Raw genomic sequence first — 20,663 nt, forward strand, 5'->3', positions numbered from 1 at the left:
TTACACACAATGCACAGATCGGCGCCTATTGGCGCTGGTGGCGTTTGTGTTCCGGGTAGCTAGCATACTGTCCCGGTGTTTTTGTTGAGCATACTGTTGTACCTATAACATCTCAGCACCTGCACCACCCAGTCAAACCAGCCCGGAATCTATGACAGCCGGGCTGTTTTGTTTTCAGGGCCCGGCCAACAGAACTTTTAAAACAAGGCCGTACCATGACAGAAATTGAGTTTAAAGCGCTTGCCGCAGAAGGTTTTAACCGCATTCCTCTCATTGCCGAGACCTATGCTGATCTGGATACCCCCCTTTCCATTTACCTGAAACTGGCACACAACGGCCCTGAAGGTGGTCGCAACAGTTGCTTGCTGGAGTCCGTTGTAGGTGGAGAGCGTTTTGGCCGTTATTCTTTTATTGGTCTACCTGCCAAAACGGTAATTCGTGCCACAGGCAACGTCACCGAAGTACTGCACAACGACGAAGTTATCGAGCGCTACGAAGGCGATCCACTGACCTTTATCGAACAATACCAAGCACGCTACAAAGTGGCGATTCGCCCAGGCATGCCACGCTTTGCAGGCGGCTTGGCTGGTTACTTTGGTTACGATACCGTGCGCCACATTGAGCCTTCCTTAGGCCAACCTACCAAACCCTTCCCAGCAGGTCAGGACGAAGGCACACCAGACATTATGCTGCTGCATATTGATGAGCTGGTGATTGTGGACAACTTGGCTGGCCGCACCTACTTAATCGTATACGCCAATCCTACTCAGCCAGAAAGCTACTCCCGTGCTAAACGTCGCCTGAAAGAATTGCGTGAAAAACTGCGCACTCCTGTGGTGATTCCTTACGCTTACGCAAGCTTGGAAACTAAAGAACGCCGCGATTTCGACAAAGCCGACTACATCAAAGCCGTAGAAAAAGCCAAAGAGTACATCACTGACGGCGAAATCATGCAGGTGCAGGTTGGCCAAGTGATTGCCAAACCTTTCCGTGATGCACCGCTGTCCTTGTACCGTGCGCTGCGTTCGCTGAACCCATCACCGTACATGTACTTCTGGAACTTCAGCGACTTCCAAGTGGTTGGTGCTTCGCCAGAAATCTTGGTGCGCCAAGAAAAAGAAATGATTGATGGCGAATACAAACAAGTTGCCACCATTCGCCCCTTGGCTGGCACACGCAAACGCGGCTCTACGCCTGAAGAAGACAAACTGTTGGCTGAGGAACTGCTGGCCGATCCTAAAGAGCGTGCTGAACACGTCATGTTGATTGACTTGGCGCGTAACGACATTGGCCGTATTGCGGAAGGCGGCACAGTGAAAGTGACCGACACCATGACCATTGAGCGTTACTCACACGTTCAACACTTGGTATCCAACGTGTGCGGTGAAGTGAAAGAAGGCCTGTCCTCTATGGATGTGCTACGTGCGTCTTTCCCCGCTGGCACACTGACTGGTGCACCAAAAGTACGCTCCATGCAGATCATTGACGAACTGGAACCCGTACGTCGTGGCATTTACGGTGGCGCTGCAGGCTACCTGAGCTACAGCGGTGAGATGGACTTGGCCATTGCCATTCGTACTGGCGTGATCAAAAACGGCATGCTGTATGTACAAGCCGCTGCTGGTGTCGTGGCCGACTCTAGCCCTGAAGCCGAATGGCAAGAGACTGAAGCTAAAGCCCGTGCTTTGCTGCGTGCAGCAGAACAAGTGCAGCTTGGCTTAGACGATCCCATTTAATCCATTTCAGTCTTACCCCATACGTTCTCTTTTTAGACCAGGTGCTCCCATGCTTTTCATGCTCGATAACTACGACTCTTTTACCTATAACCTCGTGCAGTATTTTTACGAACTGGGACAAGAAGTCACCGTTGCCCGTAATGATCAGGTCACGATTGAAGAAATAGCGGCATTGCGCCCTGAACGCATCTGCGTCTCACCTGGCCCGAGCACACCTGCTCGGGCCGGTATTTCTATAGAGTTGATTCGTCACTTTGCGGGCCAACTGCCTATTTTGGGTGTGTGCTTGGGGCACCAAGCTATTGGTGAGGCCTTTGGCGGCAAGATTGTTCATGCACAACGTGTGATGCACGGTAAGGTTTCCCCCATTACCCACAACAACACCGATGTGTTTGCCGGCCTGCCCTCTCCTTTTAACGTTACGCGCTATCACTCGCTGGCGATTGAACGTGCCAGCTTGCCGGATTGCTTAGAGATCACCGCACAAACCGAAGACGGCGAAATCATGGGTGTACGTCACAAAACCATGCCCATCAGTGGCGTACAATTTCACCCCGAATCGGTACTAAGCGAACACGGCCACGCCTTGCTGCGTAATTTCCTGACCCTCTGAATTTGAAAAAAGAAAAAGGACCATCATGACAACCATTACGCCAACCGAAGCCCTAGTGCGCTGCATTGAACACCGTGAGATTTTCCACGACGAAATGCTGCACCTAATGCGTATGTTGATGCGTGGCGAAATGCCTGCGCCATTAGCTTCTGCACTGCTAATAGGGTTGCGAGTCAAAAAAGAAACCATAGGCGAAATTACCGCCGCGGCTCAGGTCATGCGTGAGTTTTCTACCCCTGTTGTCGTACCTGACACATCCGATTTATTGGATATGTGCGGCACCGGAGGAGACAGTAGCAATACCTTCAATATCTCTACCGCCTCTATGTTTGTGGCGGCTGCCGCTGGCGTCAAAATCGCCAAGCACGGTAATCGTAGTGCGTCTAGCTCGTCTGGCAGTGCTGATGTATTGGAAGCCCTGGGTGCAAACCTAAATCTGAACCCTGAGCAAGTCGCCGAGTGTATTGAGCAAATTGGCATAGGCTTCATGTTTGCCCCTGCTCACCACGGTGCCATGAAGAACGTGGCCGCCGTACGTAAAGAACTGGGTGTGCGCACCATTTTCAACATCTTGGGGCCACTCACCAACCCAGCCAATGCCGCTAACCAGTTAATGGGCGTCTTTCACCCTGACTTGGTGGGTATTCAAGTACGCGCGATGCAGCGCTTGGGCTCCAAACACGTACTAATTGTGCACGGTATGGACGGCATGGACGAAGCCTCACTGGGTGCAAGCACCTTGGTAGGTGAACTGAAAGACGATGAAGTGCGCGAATACCAAATTCACCCCGAAGACTTCGGATTGAGCATGGTATCCAACCGCTCTATTAAAGTGAACAACAGCGAAGAATCTCGCGACATGATCCATCAAGCGCTGGACAACCAAGACGGCCCTGCACGTGACATTGTGATGTTCAATGCTGGTTTGGCCATTTATGCCGGTAACGGTGCCAGCAGCATCAAAGCTGGTTTGGAAAAAGCATCCGACATACTGGCCAGTGGTGCCGCCCGCGACAAACTGGAAGAGTTCTGCCGCTACACCAAACGCTTTATTTAAGCCGCTACGACCAAGGCATGATCGTCATATAATGACGGCTCATGCTATCGTAGCCCTACATTTTCTTAATGACGTCACCCACCTGACGAAGAACGCTGAACGCCATGAACGATATTCTCGCCAAAATCCTGGAAACTAAAAAAGCAGAAGTTGCCACGGCCCGCCAGCTGCGCAGTGAAGCAGAAGTCCTGCGCGAAGCCAAAAACCGCAAAGACCTACGTGGTTTTGCCCGTGCGTTGCACGACAAAAATGCCGATGGCAAATCGGCTGTGATTGCGGAAATCAAAAAAGCCTCGCCCTCCAAAGGCGTGATCCGCGAAGATTTCCAACCAGCTGAAATTGCGAGCTCCTACGCCGCTCATGGCGCAGCTTGCCTGTCCGTACTGACCGATGTGCAGTATTTCCAAGGTGGCTACGATTACCTGCGCCAAGCGCGTGCAGCCTGCGCATTGCCAGTACTACGTAAAGATTTTATTGTGGATGCCTATCAGGTGATCCACTCACGTGCCATCGGTGCAGACTGCATCTTGTTGATCGTCGCTGCGTTGTCACCTAACCAGTTGAAAGAATACGAAGCCTTGGCCATGGAATTGGGCATGGACGTCTTGGTAGAAGTGCATGGTCGTGACGAGCTGGATATCGCACTAGAGCTGAAAACCAACTTGCTGGGTATTAATAACCGCGACCTGCGCAGTTTTGATGTCTCGTTGGACAACACCTTATCCCTGTTGAAAGACATTCCAGACAACAAACTGGTGATTACCGAAAGCGGTATTGTGACTCGTGATGACGTGGCTATCATGCGTGACCACGATGTAAACGCCTTCTTGGTAGGCGAAGCCTTTATGCGCCAACCTGACCCTGGTGTCGCTCTGGAAGAACTGTTTTTCACGGCCTAATATCACCTTATGCAGCCATCCAACACCTTACAACAAAGCCTGTTTACGCAACTGCCGCATCTACATGCCGACTGGCAAGGCGTCATGGCAGAACCTGCCATACATAAACAACTGCAAGTGTTGGATGACTGGCTAATGCCTCAGGTCGCTGCTGGCACCATCATCTACCCCAAACACCCTTTTAAAGCGTTGGAGCTTAGCGCCCCAGAGCAAGTAAAAGTAGTGATTTTGGGGCAAGACCCCTACCACGGGCCAGAGCAAGCACAAGGGCTATCATTTTCAGTGCCTGATCACGTACGTACGCCACCTAGCCTACGTAATATGTTCAAAGAACTGCACGCCGAGTACCCTGACGTCACTACGCCACCCACCAATGATCTTAGCCATTGGGCATGGCAGGGTGTACTGCTGCTAAACACATCGCTAACGGTAGAAAACGGTAAGGCCGGTTCACACGCCAAACAAGGCTGGGAACGTATTACCGATGCCCTGTTGCTACATCTGCTTAACTTTGAGACGCCTAAAGTATTCTTGCTGTGGGGTAATCATGCCCAAGCAAAAGTACCACTGATTCAACGCCATGCGCAGAAAGGGCCCATAGAAATTTTGTGCTCTAACCACCCTTCCCCGTTATCCGCCTTGCGTCCACCCGTACCTTTTATGGGTAATGGGCATTTCCGTAAGACGAATGAATGGTTGATTAGCCAGAATCACGAGCCTATTAACTGGCTGTCCTAAGGTGGTTTATCAGAGCATGAGTGTTAGGGCTCAGTGCTGAGACGCAGCATTCATCGCACATGCTGGGGACTGCAGGAATACTTTTTGTGATTTGCACACCAAATCAAAAAAGTTTCCTCTCCGTCCCTCGAAGCTTCTAGCGATTGCTAGGTTTACTGCCCGTTCTGATGTAGTGCTTTCTCTGGTGACCCATACCTGAAGATGAGTCATGAGCACGCTCAAACTACAACTCTAGAGTCACTTGTAATGGCGAGGGATTCAATCTGACAGCGACCACCGTATAAAAACCGTGGCAAGCGATGAAGGGAAAAACGGAGGAAAGTGTTTTTTTATTTGGTGTACAAATTAAAAAATACTTTTCGCAGTGCTAGCTCATGCAGGCAATCTTAGATCAGCGTAATGCTGCATTCATCGCACACGCCGGGGACTGCAGGAATACTTTTTGTGATTTGTACACCAAATCAAAAAAGTTTCCTCTCCGCCCCCTGATGCTTCTAGCGGTTGCTAGGTTTACTGCCTACTCTTATGTAGCCCTTTTTCTCGGTATCTCACACCTAAAAATAAACATGCTGGTAAATCACGCCTACACGTCGTGCATTTACCAGCAATCGCTACCCGGCAGCGTTAACTAGCCTACTTACTGATTCGTGAATTTAGCAATTTGCGCCGCATCCAACCCTAGCACATCACGCAACACCTCTTCGGTATGCTCACCTAGCATAGGTGGCGCATTGCGATACTCCACAGGCGTATCAGACAAACGGATGGGGCTGCCCACCAAGGTTGCTTGCCCCGCTGTAGGGTGTGGCATAGTGATTTTCATGCCACGCGCCAGTACTTGTGGGTTGTCATGCACTTGATCCAAAGTGTTAATTGGACCCGCTGGCACACCTACGGCTTCAAGTTGTTCTAACCACGTTGCGCATGAACGCGTCAGCATAATGTCAGTCAATACGGGAATCAGAGCATCACGGTTCATGACACGTTGGGGGTTAGTCATGAAACGGGGATCTTCGGCCAACTCGGTGCATTCTGCCACGCGGCAGAAGTTACGGAATTGGCTGTCGTTACCGACGGCTACGATGATGTGACCATCGCTGGTCGCAAAGACTTGGTATGGCACTAAGTTAGGGTGTGCATTACCAGCACGCTGCGGCGCTTTGCCGGATGTCAGGTAGTTCATATTCTGGTTAGCCATCATGGCAACTTGGCAATCCAACAAAGCCATGTCTACATGCTGCCCCAAACCCGAACGATCACGTTCACGCAACGCGGCCAAAATGCCTACTGTGGCGTACATACCGGTCATCAAATCGGCGACTGCTACACCCGCTTTTTGTGGACCACCACCAGGCTGGTCATCTTTCTCGCCAGTCACGCTCATCAAACCACCCATGGCTTGAATCATGAAGTCGTAACCAGGGCGTGGGGCATACGGGCCGGTTTGCCCAAAGCCTGTTACCGAGCAATAAATCAAACGGGGGTTAATGGCTTTAAGCGACTCGTAGTCCAAGCCATATTTAGCCAAACCACCTACCTTGAAGTTTTCCACCACGATGTCTGAACGCAAAGCCAAATCACGTATTAGCTCTGCACCTTCTGGCGTGGCCATGTCTACCGTTACGGATTTTTTGTTGCGGTTAGCAGCCATGTAGTAGGCCGCTTCACTGGTGTTATTACCCGCTTCGTCACGCAGGTACGGAGGCCCCCAACCGCGAGTATCGTCGCCCGAACCTGGGCGTTCAATTTTGATAACTTCGGCACCCAAATCAGCCAAGTTCTGGGTACACCACGGCCCGGCTAAAACACGGGTCAAATCCAATACACGGATCCCAGCTAACGGAGCTAAGCGAGTAGACATAAGGGGTAAACCACCTACCAAGAATAAGGGGAAGTAGAGACATACGTTAGCATCAATACTCGCCACACTTCTTTATTTTTTGACACATCAATGTGCAAATAGCGCTCAGGGTTTACGCCGCTTTCCCCCGTAAACACACGAAAAACAACATCTTTTAATGACACCTAGGGTAAACCCTTGCTTTAACCCTAGGGTAAACCCTATAATTGACTCATCTGCTCTGAAATGAAGAAGAGACGTACATGATTCCTGCAATGTCTTACCTATACAGCCAGCGCTGGAATGATGTACAGCCTGGATACGCAGCAAAACTGCAGCACATTTCTACACCCACCCATTACGTAGAGAGATCCACCATGAAAAAACTATTGATTGCACTGAAACGTATTATCAAAGACGCACGCGTTCAAGCCGCTCAAGACACCATCTTGTAAAAACTGAGGCTGCAAAGCCTACCGAATTCCGTACCATTGATTAGGGGATAGTTGCCATGAAAACCGCACTGCATACATTGAAACGTTGTTCTTACGGCGCTGTTCATATGCTGTGGACATTGGCAGATACTATCCATGAAGCCCGTATGCGTGATCCACGCTACCGCTCTCACTGGTACTAATCTTTACGATACCTGCGGTTATCGGCAGTAATGTAGTTACCGCAAATTGCATCACTTCGCTTAGATCCCAAATCGATCTCCCTTCGATTTGGGATTTTTTTGTCTACCAGCTTTGCTCCTAGCCTACTTGTATTCGGCTAGGCATTACTGGGTTTAGTCAGCAAATCTTTAAGACGACCCAAACGCTCTTTGGGGCTCAAGGCTTTATCTTCTGGGCTTTCCTCTGGCACCGCTTCTAAGCCCATTTCCTCTATAAAGCGGGATTTTTCGCGTACCACATACTCACGTGCTCGACGACGACGCTTACACCAGCTCAAACGCAAACTACGCTGAGCACGCGTAATACCTACGTACATCAACCTACGCTCTTCCTGTACGCGATTGGCGAGCACCTCATGCTCATCACCCACGATATCTTCGTCTTCACGCCCTAAGTGAGGCAGCAAGCCTTCCTCTACCCCTATCAGCAACACATGTGGGTACTCCAAACCTTTGGATGCGTGCAAGGTAGACAGCCGTACTGCATCTGGCTCTTCATCGTCTTCACCACGCTCTAACATGGTGATTAATGCCACATGCTGTACCAGCTCGCGCAGACCCATACCGTCTTCATCAGCTTTGCGTTTTAGCCAACCTATAAGCTCCAACACGTTTGTCCATCGCAATTGGGCGGGACGCTCATCAAACATGTCATACAGATAACGCTCGTAGTCGATGGCATGCAGCAATTCATCAAGCAATTCACCCGCATCCGCCCCCTCTTGCTCTGACCTATCCCGTATACGTTGGATAAAGTCAGCAAAGGTGCGTAGAGGCTGCAATTGACGCTCTGCTAAACGATCTGTCAGCCCTATTTCAAAAACGGCTTCATATAAAGACTGCCCACTACTGGCGGCATACTCACCTAAGCTCTGTAACGTAGTCTGGCCTATACCGCGTCTGGGGGTGGTGGCTGCACGAATAAAAGCGGGATCATCTTGGTCATTCGCAATAATGCGTAGGTACGCCAAAATATCGCGAATCTCGGCTTTATCAAAAAAGCTTTGCCCACCCGCAATCACATAGGGGATACGCATATCACGCAGCGTTTGTTCCAAGATTCTGGCTTGGTGATTACTGCGGTACAAAATGGCAAAGTCTTTCCACTGCGCTTTACGATCAAAACGATCGGCTGAAATGGTGACCCCTGCCCATTGGGCTTCGGCCAACTCGTTCTCGGACGCCTTGATAGAAATGCTTTCGCCTATCCCCAAGTCTGACCACAGCTTTTTACCGAACACCACAGGATTATGACCAATCACATTATTGGCGGCCGTCAAAATGCGCTGCACGGATCGGTAGTTTTGCTCTAGTTTGATGAGCCGTAGATCCGGAAAGTCTATACCCAGACGTTCTAAGTTTTCTACGGTAGCGCCGCGCCATGCATAAATAGCTTGGTCATCGTCGCCCACCGCTGTCAGCATGCCTCTGGACCCAATTAGGCTAAGCAAGAACTGATACTGACACTGATTGGTATCTTGGTATTCGTCTACCAGTAAATAATGCACTCTGGCCTGCCAGCGCTGGCGTACCTCTTCGTGCTCTAACAAAATTTGCGCGGGTAGCCGTACTAGGTCGTCGAAGTCTACTGCTTGATACGCTGCCAACGTGGCACAGTAGTCTCGATACACACGAGCCGCCTCTACCTGACTGGGCGTGCTAGCACTACGCTCGGCAGCATCTGCCCCCAAGAGCGCATTTTTCCACAAAGAGATTTCTTGTTGTACCGCGCGTAACCGCCCTTTATCGGTGGTCGCCAATAACTCTTGGATAACGCCTAGAGAATCATTGGAATCCATAATGGAGAAGCTGGTTTTCAACCCTACACATTTGGATTCTTCACGCAAAAACTTCAGCCCTAACGAGTGAAAAGTACTCACTGTAATGCCACGCATCAACCGCTTATCTACAATCTGTTCCAACCGTTCGCGCATTTCTCGCGCTGCTTTGTTGGTAAAGGTGAGCGCCACCACATTACGCCCGCTGTAGCCGCAATCACGCAATAGATACGCAATTTTCTGCGTAATCACACGGGTTTTACCACTGCCCGCACCGGCCAATACCAATGCAGGGCCATCCAGATACAGCACGGCCTCGCGCTGCTCTGCATTCAAATCCGTGGGTACTTGATTGCTCACGGTCATAGGGTTCTATCCTTAAATCTCCAAGGGGTCTACTTCTAGTACCCAACGTACCCGATACTCTTTAGCCAACGGCGCCAACACATGGCGCCAATGGCGTAAAAACTGCTGCAAAGCTGGACGATGCTGGCTTTCTGCCAGCAACTGCGCCCGCTCACTATTGGCAACCCGCACAATACGCAACGGCACTGGGTCATACAACTGCACATGCTGTATGCCCGTCAACGTTTGCGCCTGCTCTTTGGCTACCGTCAAGAAACTCAACACACGCGCTAATTCTGGCGCGTCTGCCGTCAACAAGGCCTGATACGAATACGGAGGCAACCCTACCGTTTTACGTTCTTCCAAGGTGACGCGTGCAAAACCAACGTAATCTTGCCTTAATAACGACTGATACACCACTTGTTCTGGATAACCTGTTTGTATCAGTACCTTTGCACCTGCCGTATGTCGACCTGCCCTACCCGCTACCTGCATCAATTGTGCAAAGAGGCGCTCTGGCGCTCGGAAGTCTTGTGCAAACAACTGCGAGTCGGCATTTAGCACCACCACCAAGCCCAAATTGGCAAAGTCGTGGCCCTTGGACACCATTTGCGTGCCTACCAAGATATCCACATTGCCTGCATGCACCTCGGAAAACAGTTTTTCGGCACTGCCTTTTAATCTAGTGCTGTCGGCATCAATACGCATCACCCGTGCACCCGTGAAGTGTTCTGCCAAGAACTCCTCCACACGCTGTGTGCCACGCCCCATGGCTTTAAGGTCTTGGTCACGGCAATCCGGACAAAAACGTGGCACAGCCGCTTGATAGCCACAATGGTGACACTGTAGATAGGTTCTGCCACCTTTACTACGATGCAGTACGGTGTAGGCACTACAACGTTTGCACTGGCTTAACCAACCGCATGAGCTGCAACTTAACACCGGCGCATAACCACGCCTATTTAGAAATACCAACACCTGCTGCTTATTATCTAAACAGCTTTGCATGGCCTCTAAAAATTGCGGCGAAAAGCCTTCTTCTAGCTGAGCCCGTCTAGTATCCACTAAACGTATTTCAGGCAACGACTGGGTACGCGCACGCTGCGTTAACGAGCACAGTTGATAGCGGCCTTCTTTGGCATGTGCCCAACTTTCCATAGACGGCGTGGCAGAGCCCAGCACCACCGGTACTTGTGCGGCATGCCCTCGCCATATTGCCAAATCTCGCGCCGAATACCGTAAGCCTTCCTGTTGTTTGTACGAAGTGTCGTGCTCTTCGTCGACAATAATCAGCCCTAGCTCTGCTAGCGGCGCAAAGATAGACAAGCGCGTGCCCAACAAAACGCGGGCCTCGCCTTGCTCCAACGACAACCAAGAACGTAAGCGCTCGCCCTCGGATAGCCCGCTATGCAACACAGCGACCTCATAGGCTTGGCCATCTTTTTGCAGTCTACGGCGCAAGGCTTGCTCGAACTGTGGTGTCAGATTGATCTCTGGCACCATAAATAAGACTTGTTTGCCCTGCTCTAACACCTTCAAAGCAGCGGCTAAATACACCTCGGTTTTGCCACTACCAGTAATGCCGTGCAGCAATACTGTTTGATGCCCTGCAATAGATTGAATGTGCTGCACAGCCTGTTGCTGCTCAGTATTCAACACAATGGTTTCTTGCTCGTTGGATAAGGCTTTAGCAGCGACTTTACGTCGTTTACGTAACCGCGCGACTGGCCCACCTGCAGCACGCTTACCGGTATAGGCTGCGGGCTTGCGCAAACTCAACGGCAATACCGGCAACAATACCTCGCCTACTGGTCGCTGGTAGTAGCTGGCGGCAAAATACGCCATCTGCAAACTGGCAGCACTTAACGGCGCAGTATCGTCCAGCAGCATATCAATGGCTTTGACCTGCTTAGCCTCAAACACCGGTTGTTCAGGTGTTTCTACCACCACCCCTACCATCTGACGTCGCCCAAAATGCACTAACACTCTACTGCCCACAGCCACGGCTGTGTCATGGTAGTAATCAAATACGTCATCCAGCGGCACATCCAACGCCACCCGTAACCAATATTTGGCGACCGACTCAACGCTCAAGGTAGGCTCTGCTGGCGCAGGGATTGGACTATGCATAATGGCTCGCGCTGGTCAATAAGACATCGATCATGTACTTAGCACCAGCCTGTGGATAACTTTGGGGAAAAAACACCGGAAACTGTGGGGATTGATGTGGACAACCTACTGTGAAAATAAACAGTCTCTGTTGGAAAATAAGTATATTTATTTAAATTCAATCACTTACAAAACAAACCAAAGACTTATGATGAATAAAGACTTCTAAGTGGGCTATTTTGTAAAACTGTGTACAACCACAGTATGTCAATCGTGAAAAAGGGCCCAAAGGCCCTTATTTACTTACTTGTGCATGGCCGCGCTGTAGCTATGTACCTCGTCTACCAACACTTTCACCATATCAGGGTCTGTGAAGCGAGAGATGCCGTGGCCAAAGTTAAAGACGTGACCACCTTTACCTACCACACCATAGTCATCAATGACTCGACGTACTTCGCGGCGAATCGCTTCTTCGCCACCAAACATGGTCATAGGATCTAGGTTACCTTGGAACGCGACTTTGTCTTGAATACGCTGACGCGCTTGCGACAAATTCACTGTCCAATCTAAGCCCATGGCATCACAGCCACACTCAGCGATAGTTTCTAGCCATTGGCCACCGCCTTTGGTAAACACAATCACTGGTACTTTTCTACCATCGTGTTCGCGAATCAGGCCATCAACCACCATTTTGGTGTACTGCAGCGAGAACTCTTGGAACAGGCCATCGGCCAATACACCACCCCAACTATCAAAAATCATCGCGGCTTGTGCGCCGGAACGAATTTGCTGGTTCAGGTATTCAATGGTGGTTTCTGCATTGATTTTCAAAATACGGTGCAAGAGATCAGGACGTGCGTACAGCATGCTTTTGATCATGCGGTAATCAGACGAACCTTGGCCTTCTACCATGTAACAACCAATCGTCCATGGGCTGCCAGCAAAACCAATTAGCGGTACACGACCATCTAACTCTTGGCGGATAAGCTCGACGGCATCAAACACGTACTGCAGTTTTGCCATATCAGGCACATGCAGTTTATCTACATCGGCTTCAGTACGAATAGGCGATGCAAAGCGTGGGCCTTCGCCTTCGTAGAAGCCCAAACCTAAACCCATTGCATCGGGTACGGTCAGAATATCGGAAAACAGAATTGCCGCATCCAGATCAAAACGGCGCAATGGCTGCAATGTGACCTCACACGCATACTCCCGGTTTTGAGCTAGCCCCATAAAAGAACCGGCCTCAGCACGAGTTGCTCGGTATTCTGGCAAATATCTACCTGCCTGGCGCATCAGCCAAACAGGGGTATATGGCACAGGCTCACGTAACAATGAACGCAACAGAATATCGTTTTTAAGTTGTGGTAAAGACACAGCAATCCCTATAAGAAAAATGCCCGACAATTTTAGCTGTCGGTGTGTACTGGGGGCCCTGATGGGCTTCTAAAGCCTTCTGCCTTGATATCGTGCTTACGCATCAGCGCCCAAAATGCGCGTCGGTGCTTTTGCACTGAACGCGCCGCCATGGCTATATTGCCGGCACTACGCCCTAATGCTGCTCGTATATACGCTTGTTCAAACCGCGAAACCACGATGTTTTTAGCATCTTGAAAGGATTCTCGCGATGTGGCATACCGTGTAGCAACTGCTGCGGCATAGGCTTCAAGGGTGGCCCCGCTCTGCTGCAATATGGTAGCGCATAAATGGTCTTCTTCGACACTGTGCCCTGCGCCCACCTTATTGAGGTCCACCGCATAATAGGCGGTAGTTGCCTTATCTTGCAAAGCATGGGCCGCCTGTCGTACCCGTTTCAACATATGAATACGGGTACGTAATTCTTCCAAACACATAGGCGCACGTAGAAAATCTGCCACACCTAACTTCAACAGATCGTTCATGGCCGCCGCCTTTAAGTTTTCTACCAAACAAAACAGAGGCGTCTGAAAGCTTTGTTGAGCAAAAAACAGGTTTTGACGTACCAACGCTAAGTTTTGCTGACACACAGAAAGCAAACACGCATCAAAGCGTCGGGCCGGCATTGCTAAGGCTCGCAATAACTGCGTGGCTTCCGCCTCTTGTGCGAGTAGTGAATCCTCGCGCTGCAGCATCTGGACGCGTAATTTACCTTGTGCATACTCGCCAACCACAGCACTCGCCCAGTCATGCTGGCCATCTAACATCAATACTGCACAATCGATGGGATCCCTCATCGTTTACCTCCGTGAATGACTGCACTTCAAACATGGAGGTACTGTAGTTAAAGCTTAAAGCACTCACAATTCGGTGTTTTAACAACTCAGCAACTACTAAGTGCTAAAGCTTTCACTTCTTGCTAGTTCGTGCACACCTACGTAGCTCTGTGGGCATCGCTTCACCATCATCCCACGAAGCGGGGTCTTCCAAAGGCTCTAAATGGCTATCTATTTGGATGGGATTCACCACTTCAGCAATACGCTGTTCTATGTCTTCTAATAAATCGTGCCCCTTTTGCACCGACCACGTACCTGGCACCAAAATATGTACGGACATAAAGCGCTGTGCCCCAGAGCGTCGGGTACGCAAGGCATGATATAAAACGCCCTGCACTTGGTAGCGATCCAATACAGCTGTGATTTTGGCAATTTCGTCATCAGCGAGGGCGGCATCCATCAACCCATTGATAGAGCGTTTTACCAAGCCCCAACCGGTACGAATAATATGCAGCCCCACGATAATGGCGACCACTGAGTCTACCCATAGCCAGCCGGTCAGCATCACCACGCCCACCCCTAGTAGCACACCACCAGTCGTCCACACATCGCTAAGTATGTGCTGCGCATCGGCCTCTAGGGTAATAGAGTCATGGCGACGTGCTGCCGACAACAAAATGCGCGCCAACACAAAGTTCACTATAGAAGCCAGCACCGCCAAGCCCATACCCAGCCCGGGTTGCTCTAGTTCAGTAGGATGCAGTAAATGTTTGACGGCAGTCACAATAATCATCAGCGCCGCAATCAAGATCAGCATCCCCTCGGCACCGCTAGAAAAGTACTCTACTTTCTCGTGCCCATACGGGTGTTTTTCATCGGCAGGTTTAGCAGCAATAATCAGCACTATCATGGCCAATATAGCCGCCACCAAATTCACGACGGATTCCATCGCATCGGATAACAAACCCACCGAGCCTGTTAAGACATACGCGCCCGATTTCAGTGCGATAGTAATCATGGCCCCCACAATGGAGAGCACCGCAAAACGTACTAATGAAGGCCTTTCTTGCCGCTGTGCAGCCTGTTGCATACCTGCTCCTGCTCTAGCTTGAGGGCTCAAAATGCGATTATACGTCAGCGCATTTTTCCTAAAGAGGATGCGAATCAGACGCGAAAACTCTACACTGTCTTACTACTTGACCACCGCTGTGTCACCACCATGTCTACCCTTTTTTTACTTGAACGCGCACCCACCCCTTTGGGAGAAATGTTGGTCGTTACCGACGAACTGGGGCAACTGCGCGCACTGGATTGGGAAGACTACGCCCAGCGCATGCACACCCTCATGCAACGGCAATATAAGGGGCAGGCCTACACCGTACAACACACCTCGCAGCGTTCTAGCGCAACCGACGCCGTACTGCGGTACTTTGACGGTGATATGCGCGCCATAGAACAATTAGCAACCTGCACAGGTGGTACAGCGTTTCAACGTCAGGTGTGGCAAACCCTGTTAACTATCCCGTGTGGCCAAACCATCAGCTACGGTGAATTAGCAGAGCGCATCCACAACCCCAAAGCGGTGCGTGCGGTAGGATTAGCCAATGGTGCTAACCCCATAAGCATCGTGATCCCCTGCCACCGTGTGATTGGTAGCAATCAACGGCTAACCGGTTATGGCGGTGGCTTGCCGCGCAAACTCTGGCTACTGCAGCACGAGCGTGCCCATACACAGCAAGAAACAGAGTGTGGTCAATTGCCTTTGGCTTTACGCTAAAGGCTCATAGGACTTTTTATGAAGCTCTGCCATGCGTACTCCTACACACCATACTACTCTTATTGCTGAGGCGTGCCGCCAACTGCAAACACTAGACCCCGCGCCTAGCTTGGCAGAGTTGGCAGCGTCAGCAGGGCTAAGTAGTTATCACTTTCACCGTGTATTCAAGGCAGAAACGGGTCTAACCCCCAAAGCGTATGCGGCCGCCTGCCGGGCACAGCGACTACGCACCGCCCTGCAAGACCCTAAACACAGTGTCACCGATGCCATCTATGAAGCAGGCTTTAATTCCAATAGCCGTTTTTATGAGCAATCGCAGCAACTGCTAGGCATGCCTGCCAAGAACTACAAAACAGGTGGGGCCGGTTCAGATATTCGCTTTGCCTTGGGACAATGCTCTCTAGGTGCTATTGCTGTGGCGCAAAGCCAGCATGGGGTGTGCGCCATCTTGTTGGATGACGACCCACAAACCGTACTACAACAGTTGCAAGACTTGTTTCCTAACGCGCAACTCATCGGTGACGACCCCGATTTCGACGCGCTGGTGGCTCACGTTGTGGGGGCTATAGAGCAGCCCAATATCGGTATACACCTACCCCTAGATATACAAGGCACTGCTTTCCAAGAACGGGTGTGGCAGGCACTGCGCGAGATCCCGCCTGGCCGTACGATTAGCTATAGCGAACTTGCCCAACGCATAGGATCACCGAAAGCGGTACGTGCTGTCGCCAATGCCTGCGGGGCGAATAAGTTGGCTTTTGCCATTCCCTGCCATCGTGTCGTGCGCAGCAGTGGTGAGTTAGGAGGTTATCGTTGGGGCCTAGCTCGCAAACAGCAACTGTTGCAACGCGAACAATCAGCCTAAACACAGATAGTTCTCTATAAAAAACACCCCAAACAGTGGGCACGGACCCAACCTTGGGGTGTTACACGTACAGAGTGATGGTGAGAGACCTCGCCCTGCATTCACCACGGAAAGTGCTTAGAAGTGATGGGTCAGACCTACGGCAACACGGTTTGAGTGTGGCTCAGCCGCTGTGACGACATTTTCAGGATCGTAGTGTTTGCCGTGTGCCGCAAAGGCATACAGGCTGGTGCGTGGTGACAGGGGGTACACATACCCCAGCGACATCACCTGCATCTTGCGGGCTTTGCTACCTGTGTCTTCCCAAGTCCAATTCGGTTTACCCAACGCCCATTGCAGTTGCACTTCGCCACCGCCTAGCTCTACGGCCGCGCCCAGATACCATGTATCCAGTCTGCCGCCGTTCACGAATTCCTCTGGGCCCAAACCATCCAAACCAATACTTTCTAGACTAGCTGGTGCCTCTTCGCCATTACGTCCTACAAAACCGTTTTGCTGACGACTCCATGCCGTGGCCAAACGCACGCTGCCAAAGTCATAGCTCAACGCTACCTGCAACGCTTGTGGTGCGCGGGCTTTATCAGCATCTACGCTCACGCGCTGCAGACGTTCGTAGCTGGTAGCAACCTGCCACGGACCATTCTCATAGCGGCCAGCAACGCTATAGACTTGTTTACGGTTCTTTTCCCAATCACGCTCACCCACATCACGGCTATGCGTTACCCCCAACTGAAAACCAGACCACTCGGGGCTAATCCATGTTGCCGCACTAGAGACCTGATAATTATCGGACGCACGCATCAAGGCACCCATGCCAAAGTCTTTCCAGCCGGCGATTTCTAGCTCAGACACAAACTCTTGGCCCACGGTGTACTGCCGACCAAAGCGCAACTCGCCCCACTGCTCGTTACTCAACCCCAACCACGATTGGTAATTGAATAAACGGTCAGGCTCTTCTGCCGAACCTGTCAGCAAGTTCAAACCACCCTCTAGTTTGAAGTTCACGTAGGTGCCGCCACCTATGTCTTCCTGACCACGTAGCCCCCATAGAGAATCGGTTTGTCCGCCTTCTTCTAGACCAGTGCGATGACCAGCCCCAGATATACGTGTCCAGCTCATGCCTGTATCCAACGTACCGTACAAGGACAATTCAGTTTCAGCATGACTAGCCGCTGAATGCAGGGCCAGACCGCCTGCTACCAACATGGCAGCACAGCTCCCCAGCACACGCAGCAAGCTGTGACGCCAACTGGCCACTAATGAATGGTGTTCTTGTGCGGTGCGCTGCTGTTGTTGTGGCATGTGCAGTAATAAACTCAACAAGGTGTGTTCTCCGGTTGCCACCACTACCGCTTGCGCTGTACCAGCGATGACTTTGTCACCCATTGCACAACTATCAGGCCATGCTTGCAAGACCATACGCTCTAAGACCAAGTTGTCTTGGCTAATCAAACGTACATCGGCTGGAACCCAATCACCCGCGCCCAACAACACCATATCGCCAGGCACCAACAAGCTTGCAGAGACTTTACCTTGGTAACTGCCTTCATGACCTGCCACAGGGTTTTGTCTACGCACCATACAGCTTTGTTGTGACATCAATTTTGCATAGGCTGCCAAATCTGGCGCACTGCCTTTTTTTACCGCAATACGGTTTAGACCTTGCTTCATCAGTCTATTGAGCACGTCGGTAAAAGACAGCCCTTGATGTTGCGTACCCAACTTGCGTAGCACGGTTGCTAAAGGCAAATGGGCGTATTGGGATAGTTGGCAGTTGGCTCTACGCACAGTACGCAGTGGCGTAGCGGCGGAGCCATCAAAAAATGCGGGGGATTGGTATACATGTTGCATGGGTCTGTCCTGCAAGTGATGCGAAAATACGGGGTTATTTGACGACGTAATCATCAGATAACGCGAACTCCCAGTATTTTCGCACCGCCCCACACCCGCAGCCAGCCTGCCTTGGCATAGTACTGGCATCTAAAAGCATCACTTCGTTATACACAGGTATAGTGCCTGCGCATAACGTGTACATAACGCCCTCATTACCCTGGCAACACGCCATGATAATTAGGTTTTAGCGATGGTCATCACTATGGATTTGCAGGGCTTCTAAGAAACGCGACACCATGTTGTAGGTAGCAATAGTGGCGGTAAGCTCAACGATTTCACGCTTATCGAAATGCGACTTAATAGCGGCAAACACCGTGTCATTCACTTGTATGTCACGCGTCATCGCATCGGTATACGCTAGTACGGCACGGGTACGCTCATCGAACAAGGTAGAGCTTTGCCACGTTTGCAACTCATCTAACTGCGCTTGGCTTACCCCTTCTTTCAGGGCAATAGGCGCATGCTGGTCGGCCTCGTAAGGCGCGTTATTCAGCACGGCTACCCGCATGATAATCAGCTCGCGCAAATCACCCGGCAAACTGCTATTCAAGCGAATACCCGTCAAATGATTCAACCAACCTTTAGCAATAGGTGGGCTATTTAACAGCATTTGATACAAATGCAGCACGCTGCCGCGTTCTGCAATGATCTGCTCAACCAGCGGGCTTACCTCGGGGTCTTGTAAATTGGCGTAATCAATACGGGCCATCCAGAATTCCTCCGTTAATCAAGATTGGACAGGCAACACCTGATGAATGGTCTGCGTCAACAGTTCAACAATACGACTGATATCTTCAGCCGTGCAAATAAATGGGGGGGCCAACAAAATATGGTCGCCGCGCACGCCATCAATCGTGCCACCACCGGGGTACATCAACAGCCCTAGCGCCTGTGCTGCGGACTTCATTTTTGCATGCGTTTTTAACGCGGGCTCCAAAGGCGTTTTGCTTTGTTTGTCGGCTACCAGTTCAATACCGGTGAACAAGCCACGGCCACGAATATCCCCCACATTAGGATGCAAACCTAACGCTGCATGCAACTCACTGCGTAGCTGTTCGCCACGGACCCGCACGTTTTCTAGTAAGTTATCGCGCTCGATGACCTTCTGTACGGCCAATGCCCCGGCACACGCAGTGGCATGACTCATATACGTATGACCGTGTTGAAAATACCCCGTACCCGCCAAAATAGCGCGGTAGAGCTTTTCACTTGCCAACATCGCACCTATAGGCTGATACCCAGCCCCCAAGCCTTTAGCGATAGTCAAAATATCAGGGGCAACGCCATCTTCGGCACACGCAAACAAATGCCCTGTACGCCCCATACCGCACATGACTTCATCAAAAATCAGCAACACACCATGGCGGTCACAGACTTCGCGGATTTTTTTCAAATAACCATTAACGGGGGGCAGCACACCAGCCGTCGCCCCCACTACGGGCTCAGCCACAAAGGCCGCGACGTTTTCAGGGCCTAGGTCTTTGATCATGCTATCTAGCTCATCGGCCAAGCGCTGTGCGTAAGCTGCTTCGCTTTCACCTGCCTGTTGGTCACGATAGGCATAGCACGGTGAGACGTGGTGTGACTCGGTTAGCAACGGCAAGAACGGCGCACGACGCCATGCGTTACCACCAATCCCTAACGCGCCCAAGGTATTGCCGTGATAGCTTTGCTTGCGGGCAATAAAGATACGGCGTGAAGGCTGATTTGTATCTACAAAATATTGTCTGGCCAGTTTCAGTGCTGCTTCTACGGCTTCAGAACCACCTGACACAAAATACACATGATTCAAATCGCCCGGTGCACGCTCAACCAAGAAATCAGCCAAGTCCTCTACCGCATCGTTGGTAAAAAAAGCTGAGTGAGCATACGGTAATGCATCCAACTGTGTTTTGATCGCCGCGACCACATCAGGGTGGCTATGGCCTAGGCACGATACCGCCGCCCCGCCCGACGCATCAATATAACGTTTACCTTCTGCATCAATAAGATGTATCCCCTCACCGCGCACAGCACGTGGCAGCTCTGTTTTGGGGTTGCGATGAAACACATGAGTCATAGCGGCTACCTTTAAATTTCTGTCAGAAACAGCACTAATATAAACAACATTTGTTGAATATAATAATAACAATACAACAAATAAAT

General features: G+C 50.9%; 18 protein-coding genes. 9 read left to right on the forward strand and 9 right to left on the reverse strand.

Annotation, left to right across the window (positions count from 1 at the left end; genetic code table 11):
- Window positions 1-215 precede the first annotated feature (215 nt).
- The 5 genes from trpE (at window position 216) to ACLPHM_RS09445 (ending at window position 5,043) form a co-directional block, all read left to right on the forward strand.
- Window positions 216-1,736, forward strand: coding sequence for an anthranilate synthase component I (trpE, locus tag ACLPHM_RS09425; RefSeq protein ID WP_430220982.1), 1,521 nt, complete (start codon window positions 216-218; stop codon window positions 1,734-1,736).
- A gap of 49 nt (window positions 1,737-1,785) precedes the next feature.
- Window positions 1,786-2,349 carry an anthranilate synthase component II gene (locus tag ACLPHM_RS09430; protein WP_430220983.1) on the forward strand — a complete coding sequence of 188 codons (564 nt, stop codon included), beginning with the start codon at window positions 1,786-1,788 and terminating at the stop codon, window positions 2,347-2,349.
- A gap of 25 nt (window positions 2,350-2,374) precedes the next feature.
- Window positions 2,375-3,406, forward strand: a complete 1,032-nt coding sequence (gene trpD / locus ACLPHM_RS09435; protein WP_430220984.1) for an anthranilate phosphoribosyltransferase — start codon at window positions 2,375-2,377, stop codon at window positions 3,404-3,406.
- A 104-nt stretch (window positions 3,407-3,510) separates the two neighbouring features.
- Window positions 3,511-4,305: an indole-3-glycerol phosphate synthase TrpC gene (gene trpC, locus ACLPHM_RS09440; protein ID WP_430220985.1), complete on the forward strand. Its 795-nt coding sequence runs from the start codon at window positions 3,511-3,513 to the stop codon at window positions 4,303-4,305.
- Window positions 4,306-4,314: 9 nt separating this feature from the next.
- Complete coding sequence (locus tag ACLPHM_RS09445) at window positions 4,315-5,043, forward strand: uracil-DNA glycosylase (protein ID WP_430220986.1); 729 nt, start codon at window positions 4,315-4,317, stop codon at window positions 5,041-5,043.
- A gap of 637 nt (window positions 5,044-5,680) precedes the next feature.
- On the opposite strand, the gene ACLPHM_RS09450 is transcribed toward ACLPHM_RS09445, so the two are convergent.
- A complete protein-coding gene (locus tag ACLPHM_RS09450) occupies window positions 5,681-6,904 on the reverse strand; it encodes a CaiB/BaiF CoA transferase family protein (RefSeq protein ID WP_430220987.1) in 1,224 nt (407 codons plus the stop codon).
- A gap of 242 nt (window positions 6,905-7,146) precedes the next feature.
- Here ACLPHM_RS09450 and ACLPHM_RS09455 point away from each other — a divergent pair, with 242 nt between their 5' ends.
- Window positions 7,147-7,338, forward strand: a complete 192-nt coding sequence (locus ACLPHM_RS09455; RefSeq protein ID WP_135864979.1) for a hypothetical protein — start codon at window positions 7,147-7,149, stop codon at window positions 7,336-7,338.
- A 56-nt stretch (window positions 7,339-7,394) separates the two neighbouring features.
- Window positions 7,395-7,520, forward strand: coding sequence for a hypothetical protein (locus ACLPHM_RS09460; protein ID WP_430220988.1), 126 nt, complete (start codon window positions 7,395-7,397; stop codon window positions 7,518-7,520).
- A gap of 137 nt (window positions 7,521-7,657) precedes the next feature.
- Here ACLPHM_RS09460 and ACLPHM_RS09465 read toward each other — a convergent pair whose 3' ends face one another.
- The 5 genes from ACLPHM_RS09465 to ACLPHM_RS09485 all read right to left on the reverse strand — a co-directional run bounded on the left by ACLPHM_RS09465 (window position 7,658) and on the right by ACLPHM_RS09485 (window position 15,073).
- On the reverse strand, window positions 7,658-9,703 hold the full coding sequence (locus ACLPHM_RS09465) for a UvrD-helicase domain-containing protein (RefSeq protein WP_430220989.1): 2,046 nt from the start codon (window positions 9,701-9,703) through the stop codon (window positions 7,658-7,660).
- 12 nt (window positions 9,704-9,715) lie between these two features.
- Window positions 9,716-11,812: a primosomal protein N' gene (locus tag ACLPHM_RS09470; RefSeq protein WP_430220990.1), complete on the reverse strand. Its 2,097-nt coding sequence runs from the start codon at window positions 11,810-11,812 to the stop codon at window positions 9,716-9,718.
- A gap of 282 nt (window positions 11,813-12,094) precedes the next feature.
- On the reverse strand, window positions 12,095-13,168 hold the full coding sequence (gene hemE / locus ACLPHM_RS09475; RefSeq protein WP_430220991.1) for a uroporphyrinogen decarboxylase: 1,074 nt from the start codon (window positions 13,166-13,168) through the stop codon (window positions 12,095-12,097).
- A 32-nt stretch (window positions 13,169-13,200) separates the two neighbouring features.
- A complete protein-coding gene (locus tag ACLPHM_RS09480; RefSeq protein WP_430220992.1) occupies window positions 13,201-14,004 on the reverse strand; it encodes a hypothetical protein in 804 nt (267 codons plus the stop codon).
- Between the two features lie 112 nt (window positions 14,005-14,116).
- Window positions 14,117-15,073 (reverse strand): cation diffusion facilitator family transporter, encoded by a 957-nt coding sequence (locus tag ACLPHM_RS09485; protein ID WP_430220993.1) that lies wholly within the window; start codon window positions 15,071-15,073, stop codon window positions 14,117-14,119.
- 129 nt (window positions 15,074-15,202) lie between these two features.
- On the opposite strand from ACLPHM_RS09485, the gene ogt reads away from it, so the two are divergent.
- Window positions 15,203-15,760: a methylated-DNA--[protein]-cysteine S-methyltransferase gene (gene ogt, locus ACLPHM_RS09490; RefSeq protein ID WP_430220994.1), complete on the forward strand. Its 558-nt coding sequence runs from the start codon at window positions 15,203-15,205 to the stop codon at window positions 15,758-15,760.
- Between the two features lie 31 nt (window positions 15,761-15,791).
- A complete protein-coding gene (locus ACLPHM_RS09495; protein ID WP_430220995.1) occupies window positions 15,792-16,625 on the forward strand; it encodes a methylated-DNA--[protein]-cysteine S-methyltransferase in 834 nt (277 codons plus the stop codon).
- Window positions 16,626-16,742: 117 nt separating this feature from the next.
- Here the strand turns inward: ACLPHM_RS09495 and ACLPHM_RS09500 are convergent, their stop codons facing one another.
- From ACLPHM_RS09500 to ACLPHM_RS09510, 3 genes are all read right to left on the reverse strand, one after another.
- Entirely contained in the window at window positions 16,743-18,476 is a 1,734-nt protein-coding gene (locus ACLPHM_RS09500) for a porin (protein ID WP_430220996.1), read from the reverse strand.
- A gap of 226 nt (window positions 18,477-18,702) precedes the next feature.
- Window positions 18,703-19,227 (reverse strand): carboxymuconolactone decarboxylase family protein, encoded by a 525-nt coding sequence (locus ACLPHM_RS09505; protein ID WP_430220997.1) that lies wholly within the window; start codon window positions 19,225-19,227, stop codon window positions 18,703-18,705.
- Window positions 19,228-19,245: 18 nt separating this feature from the next.
- Window positions 19,246-20,577, reverse strand: a complete 1,332-nt coding sequence (locus ACLPHM_RS09510; protein WP_430220998.1) for an aspartate aminotransferase family protein — start codon at window positions 20,575-20,577, stop codon at window positions 19,246-19,248.
- Between the last annotated feature and the right edge of the window lie 86 nt (window positions 20,578-20,663).

Origin of the sequence: Paenalcaligenes sp. Me131 (assembly GCF_050487225.1) — a bacterium.
In the GTDB taxonomy this organism is placed as follows: domain Bacteria; phylum Pseudomonadota; class Gammaproteobacteria; order Burkholderiales; family Burkholderiaceae_B; genus Paenalcaligenes.

Bases quoted from the DNA above. Each gene is read 5' to 3' on its own strand.
- ACLPHM_RS09430 (WP_430220983.1), top strand. From the start codon at position 1,786: ATGCTTTTCATGCTCGATAACTACGACTCTTTTACCTATAACCTCGTG.
- ACLPHM_RS09480 (WP_430220992.1), bottom strand. From the start codon at position 14,004: ATGAGGGATCCCATCGATTGTGCAGTATTGATGTTAGATGGCCAGCAT.
- trpC (WP_430220985.1), top strand. From the start codon at position 3,511: ATGAACGATATTCTCGCCAAAATCCTGGAAACTAAAAAAGCAGAAGTT.
- ogt (WP_430220994.1), top strand. From the start codon at position 15,203: ATGTCTACCCTTTTTTTACTTGAACGCGCACCCACCCCTTTGGGAGAA.
- ACLPHM_RS09460 (WP_430220988.1), top strand. From the start codon at position 7,395: ATGAAAACCGCACTGCATACATTGAAACGTTGTTCTTACGGCGCTGTT.
- ACLPHM_RS09465 (WP_430220989.1), bottom strand. From the start codon at position 9,703: ATGACCGTGAGCAATCAAGTACCCACGGATTTGAATGCAGAGCAGCGC.
- trpD (WP_430220984.1), top strand. From the start codon at position 2,375: ATGACAACCATTACGCCAACCGAAGCCCTAGTGCGCTGCATTGAACAC.
- trpE (WP_430220982.1), top strand. From the start codon at position 216: ATGACAGAAATTGAGTTTAAAGCGCTTGCCGCAGAAGGTTTTAACCGC.
- ACLPHM_RS09505 (WP_430220997.1), bottom strand. From the start codon at position 19,227: ATGGCCCGTATTGATTACGCCAATTTACAAGACCCCGAGGTAAGCCCG.
- ACLPHM_RS09455 (WP_135864979.1), top strand. From the start codon at position 7,147: ATGATTCCTGCAATGTCTTACCTATACAGCCAGCGCTGGAATGATGTA.
- ACLPHM_RS09495 (WP_430220995.1), top strand. From the start codon at position 15,792: ATGCGTACTCCTACACACCATACTACTCTTATTGCTGAGGCGTGCCGC.
- ACLPHM_RS09485 (WP_430220993.1), bottom strand. From the start codon at position 15,073: ATGCAACAGGCTGCACAGCGGCAAGAAAGGCCTTCATTAGTACGTTTT.
- ACLPHM_RS09500 (WP_430220996.1), bottom strand. From the start codon at position 18,476: ATGCAACATGTATACCAATCCCCCGCATTTTTTGATGGCTCCGCCGCT.
- ACLPHM_RS09510 (WP_430220998.1), bottom strand. From the start codon at position 20,577: ATGACTCATGTGTTTCATCGCAACCCCAAAACAGAGCTGCCACGTGCT.
- ACLPHM_RS09470 (WP_430220990.1), bottom strand. From the start codon at position 11,812: ATGCATAGTCCAATCCCTGCGCCAGCAGAGCCTACCTTGAGCGTTGAG.
- ACLPHM_RS09450 (WP_430220987.1), bottom strand. From the start codon at position 6,904: ATGTCTACTCGCTTAGCTCCGTTAGCTGGGATCCGTGTATTGGATTTG.
- ACLPHM_RS09445 (WP_430220986.1), top strand. From the start codon at position 4,315: ATGCAGCCATCCAACACCTTACAACAAAGCCTGTTTACGCAACTGCCG.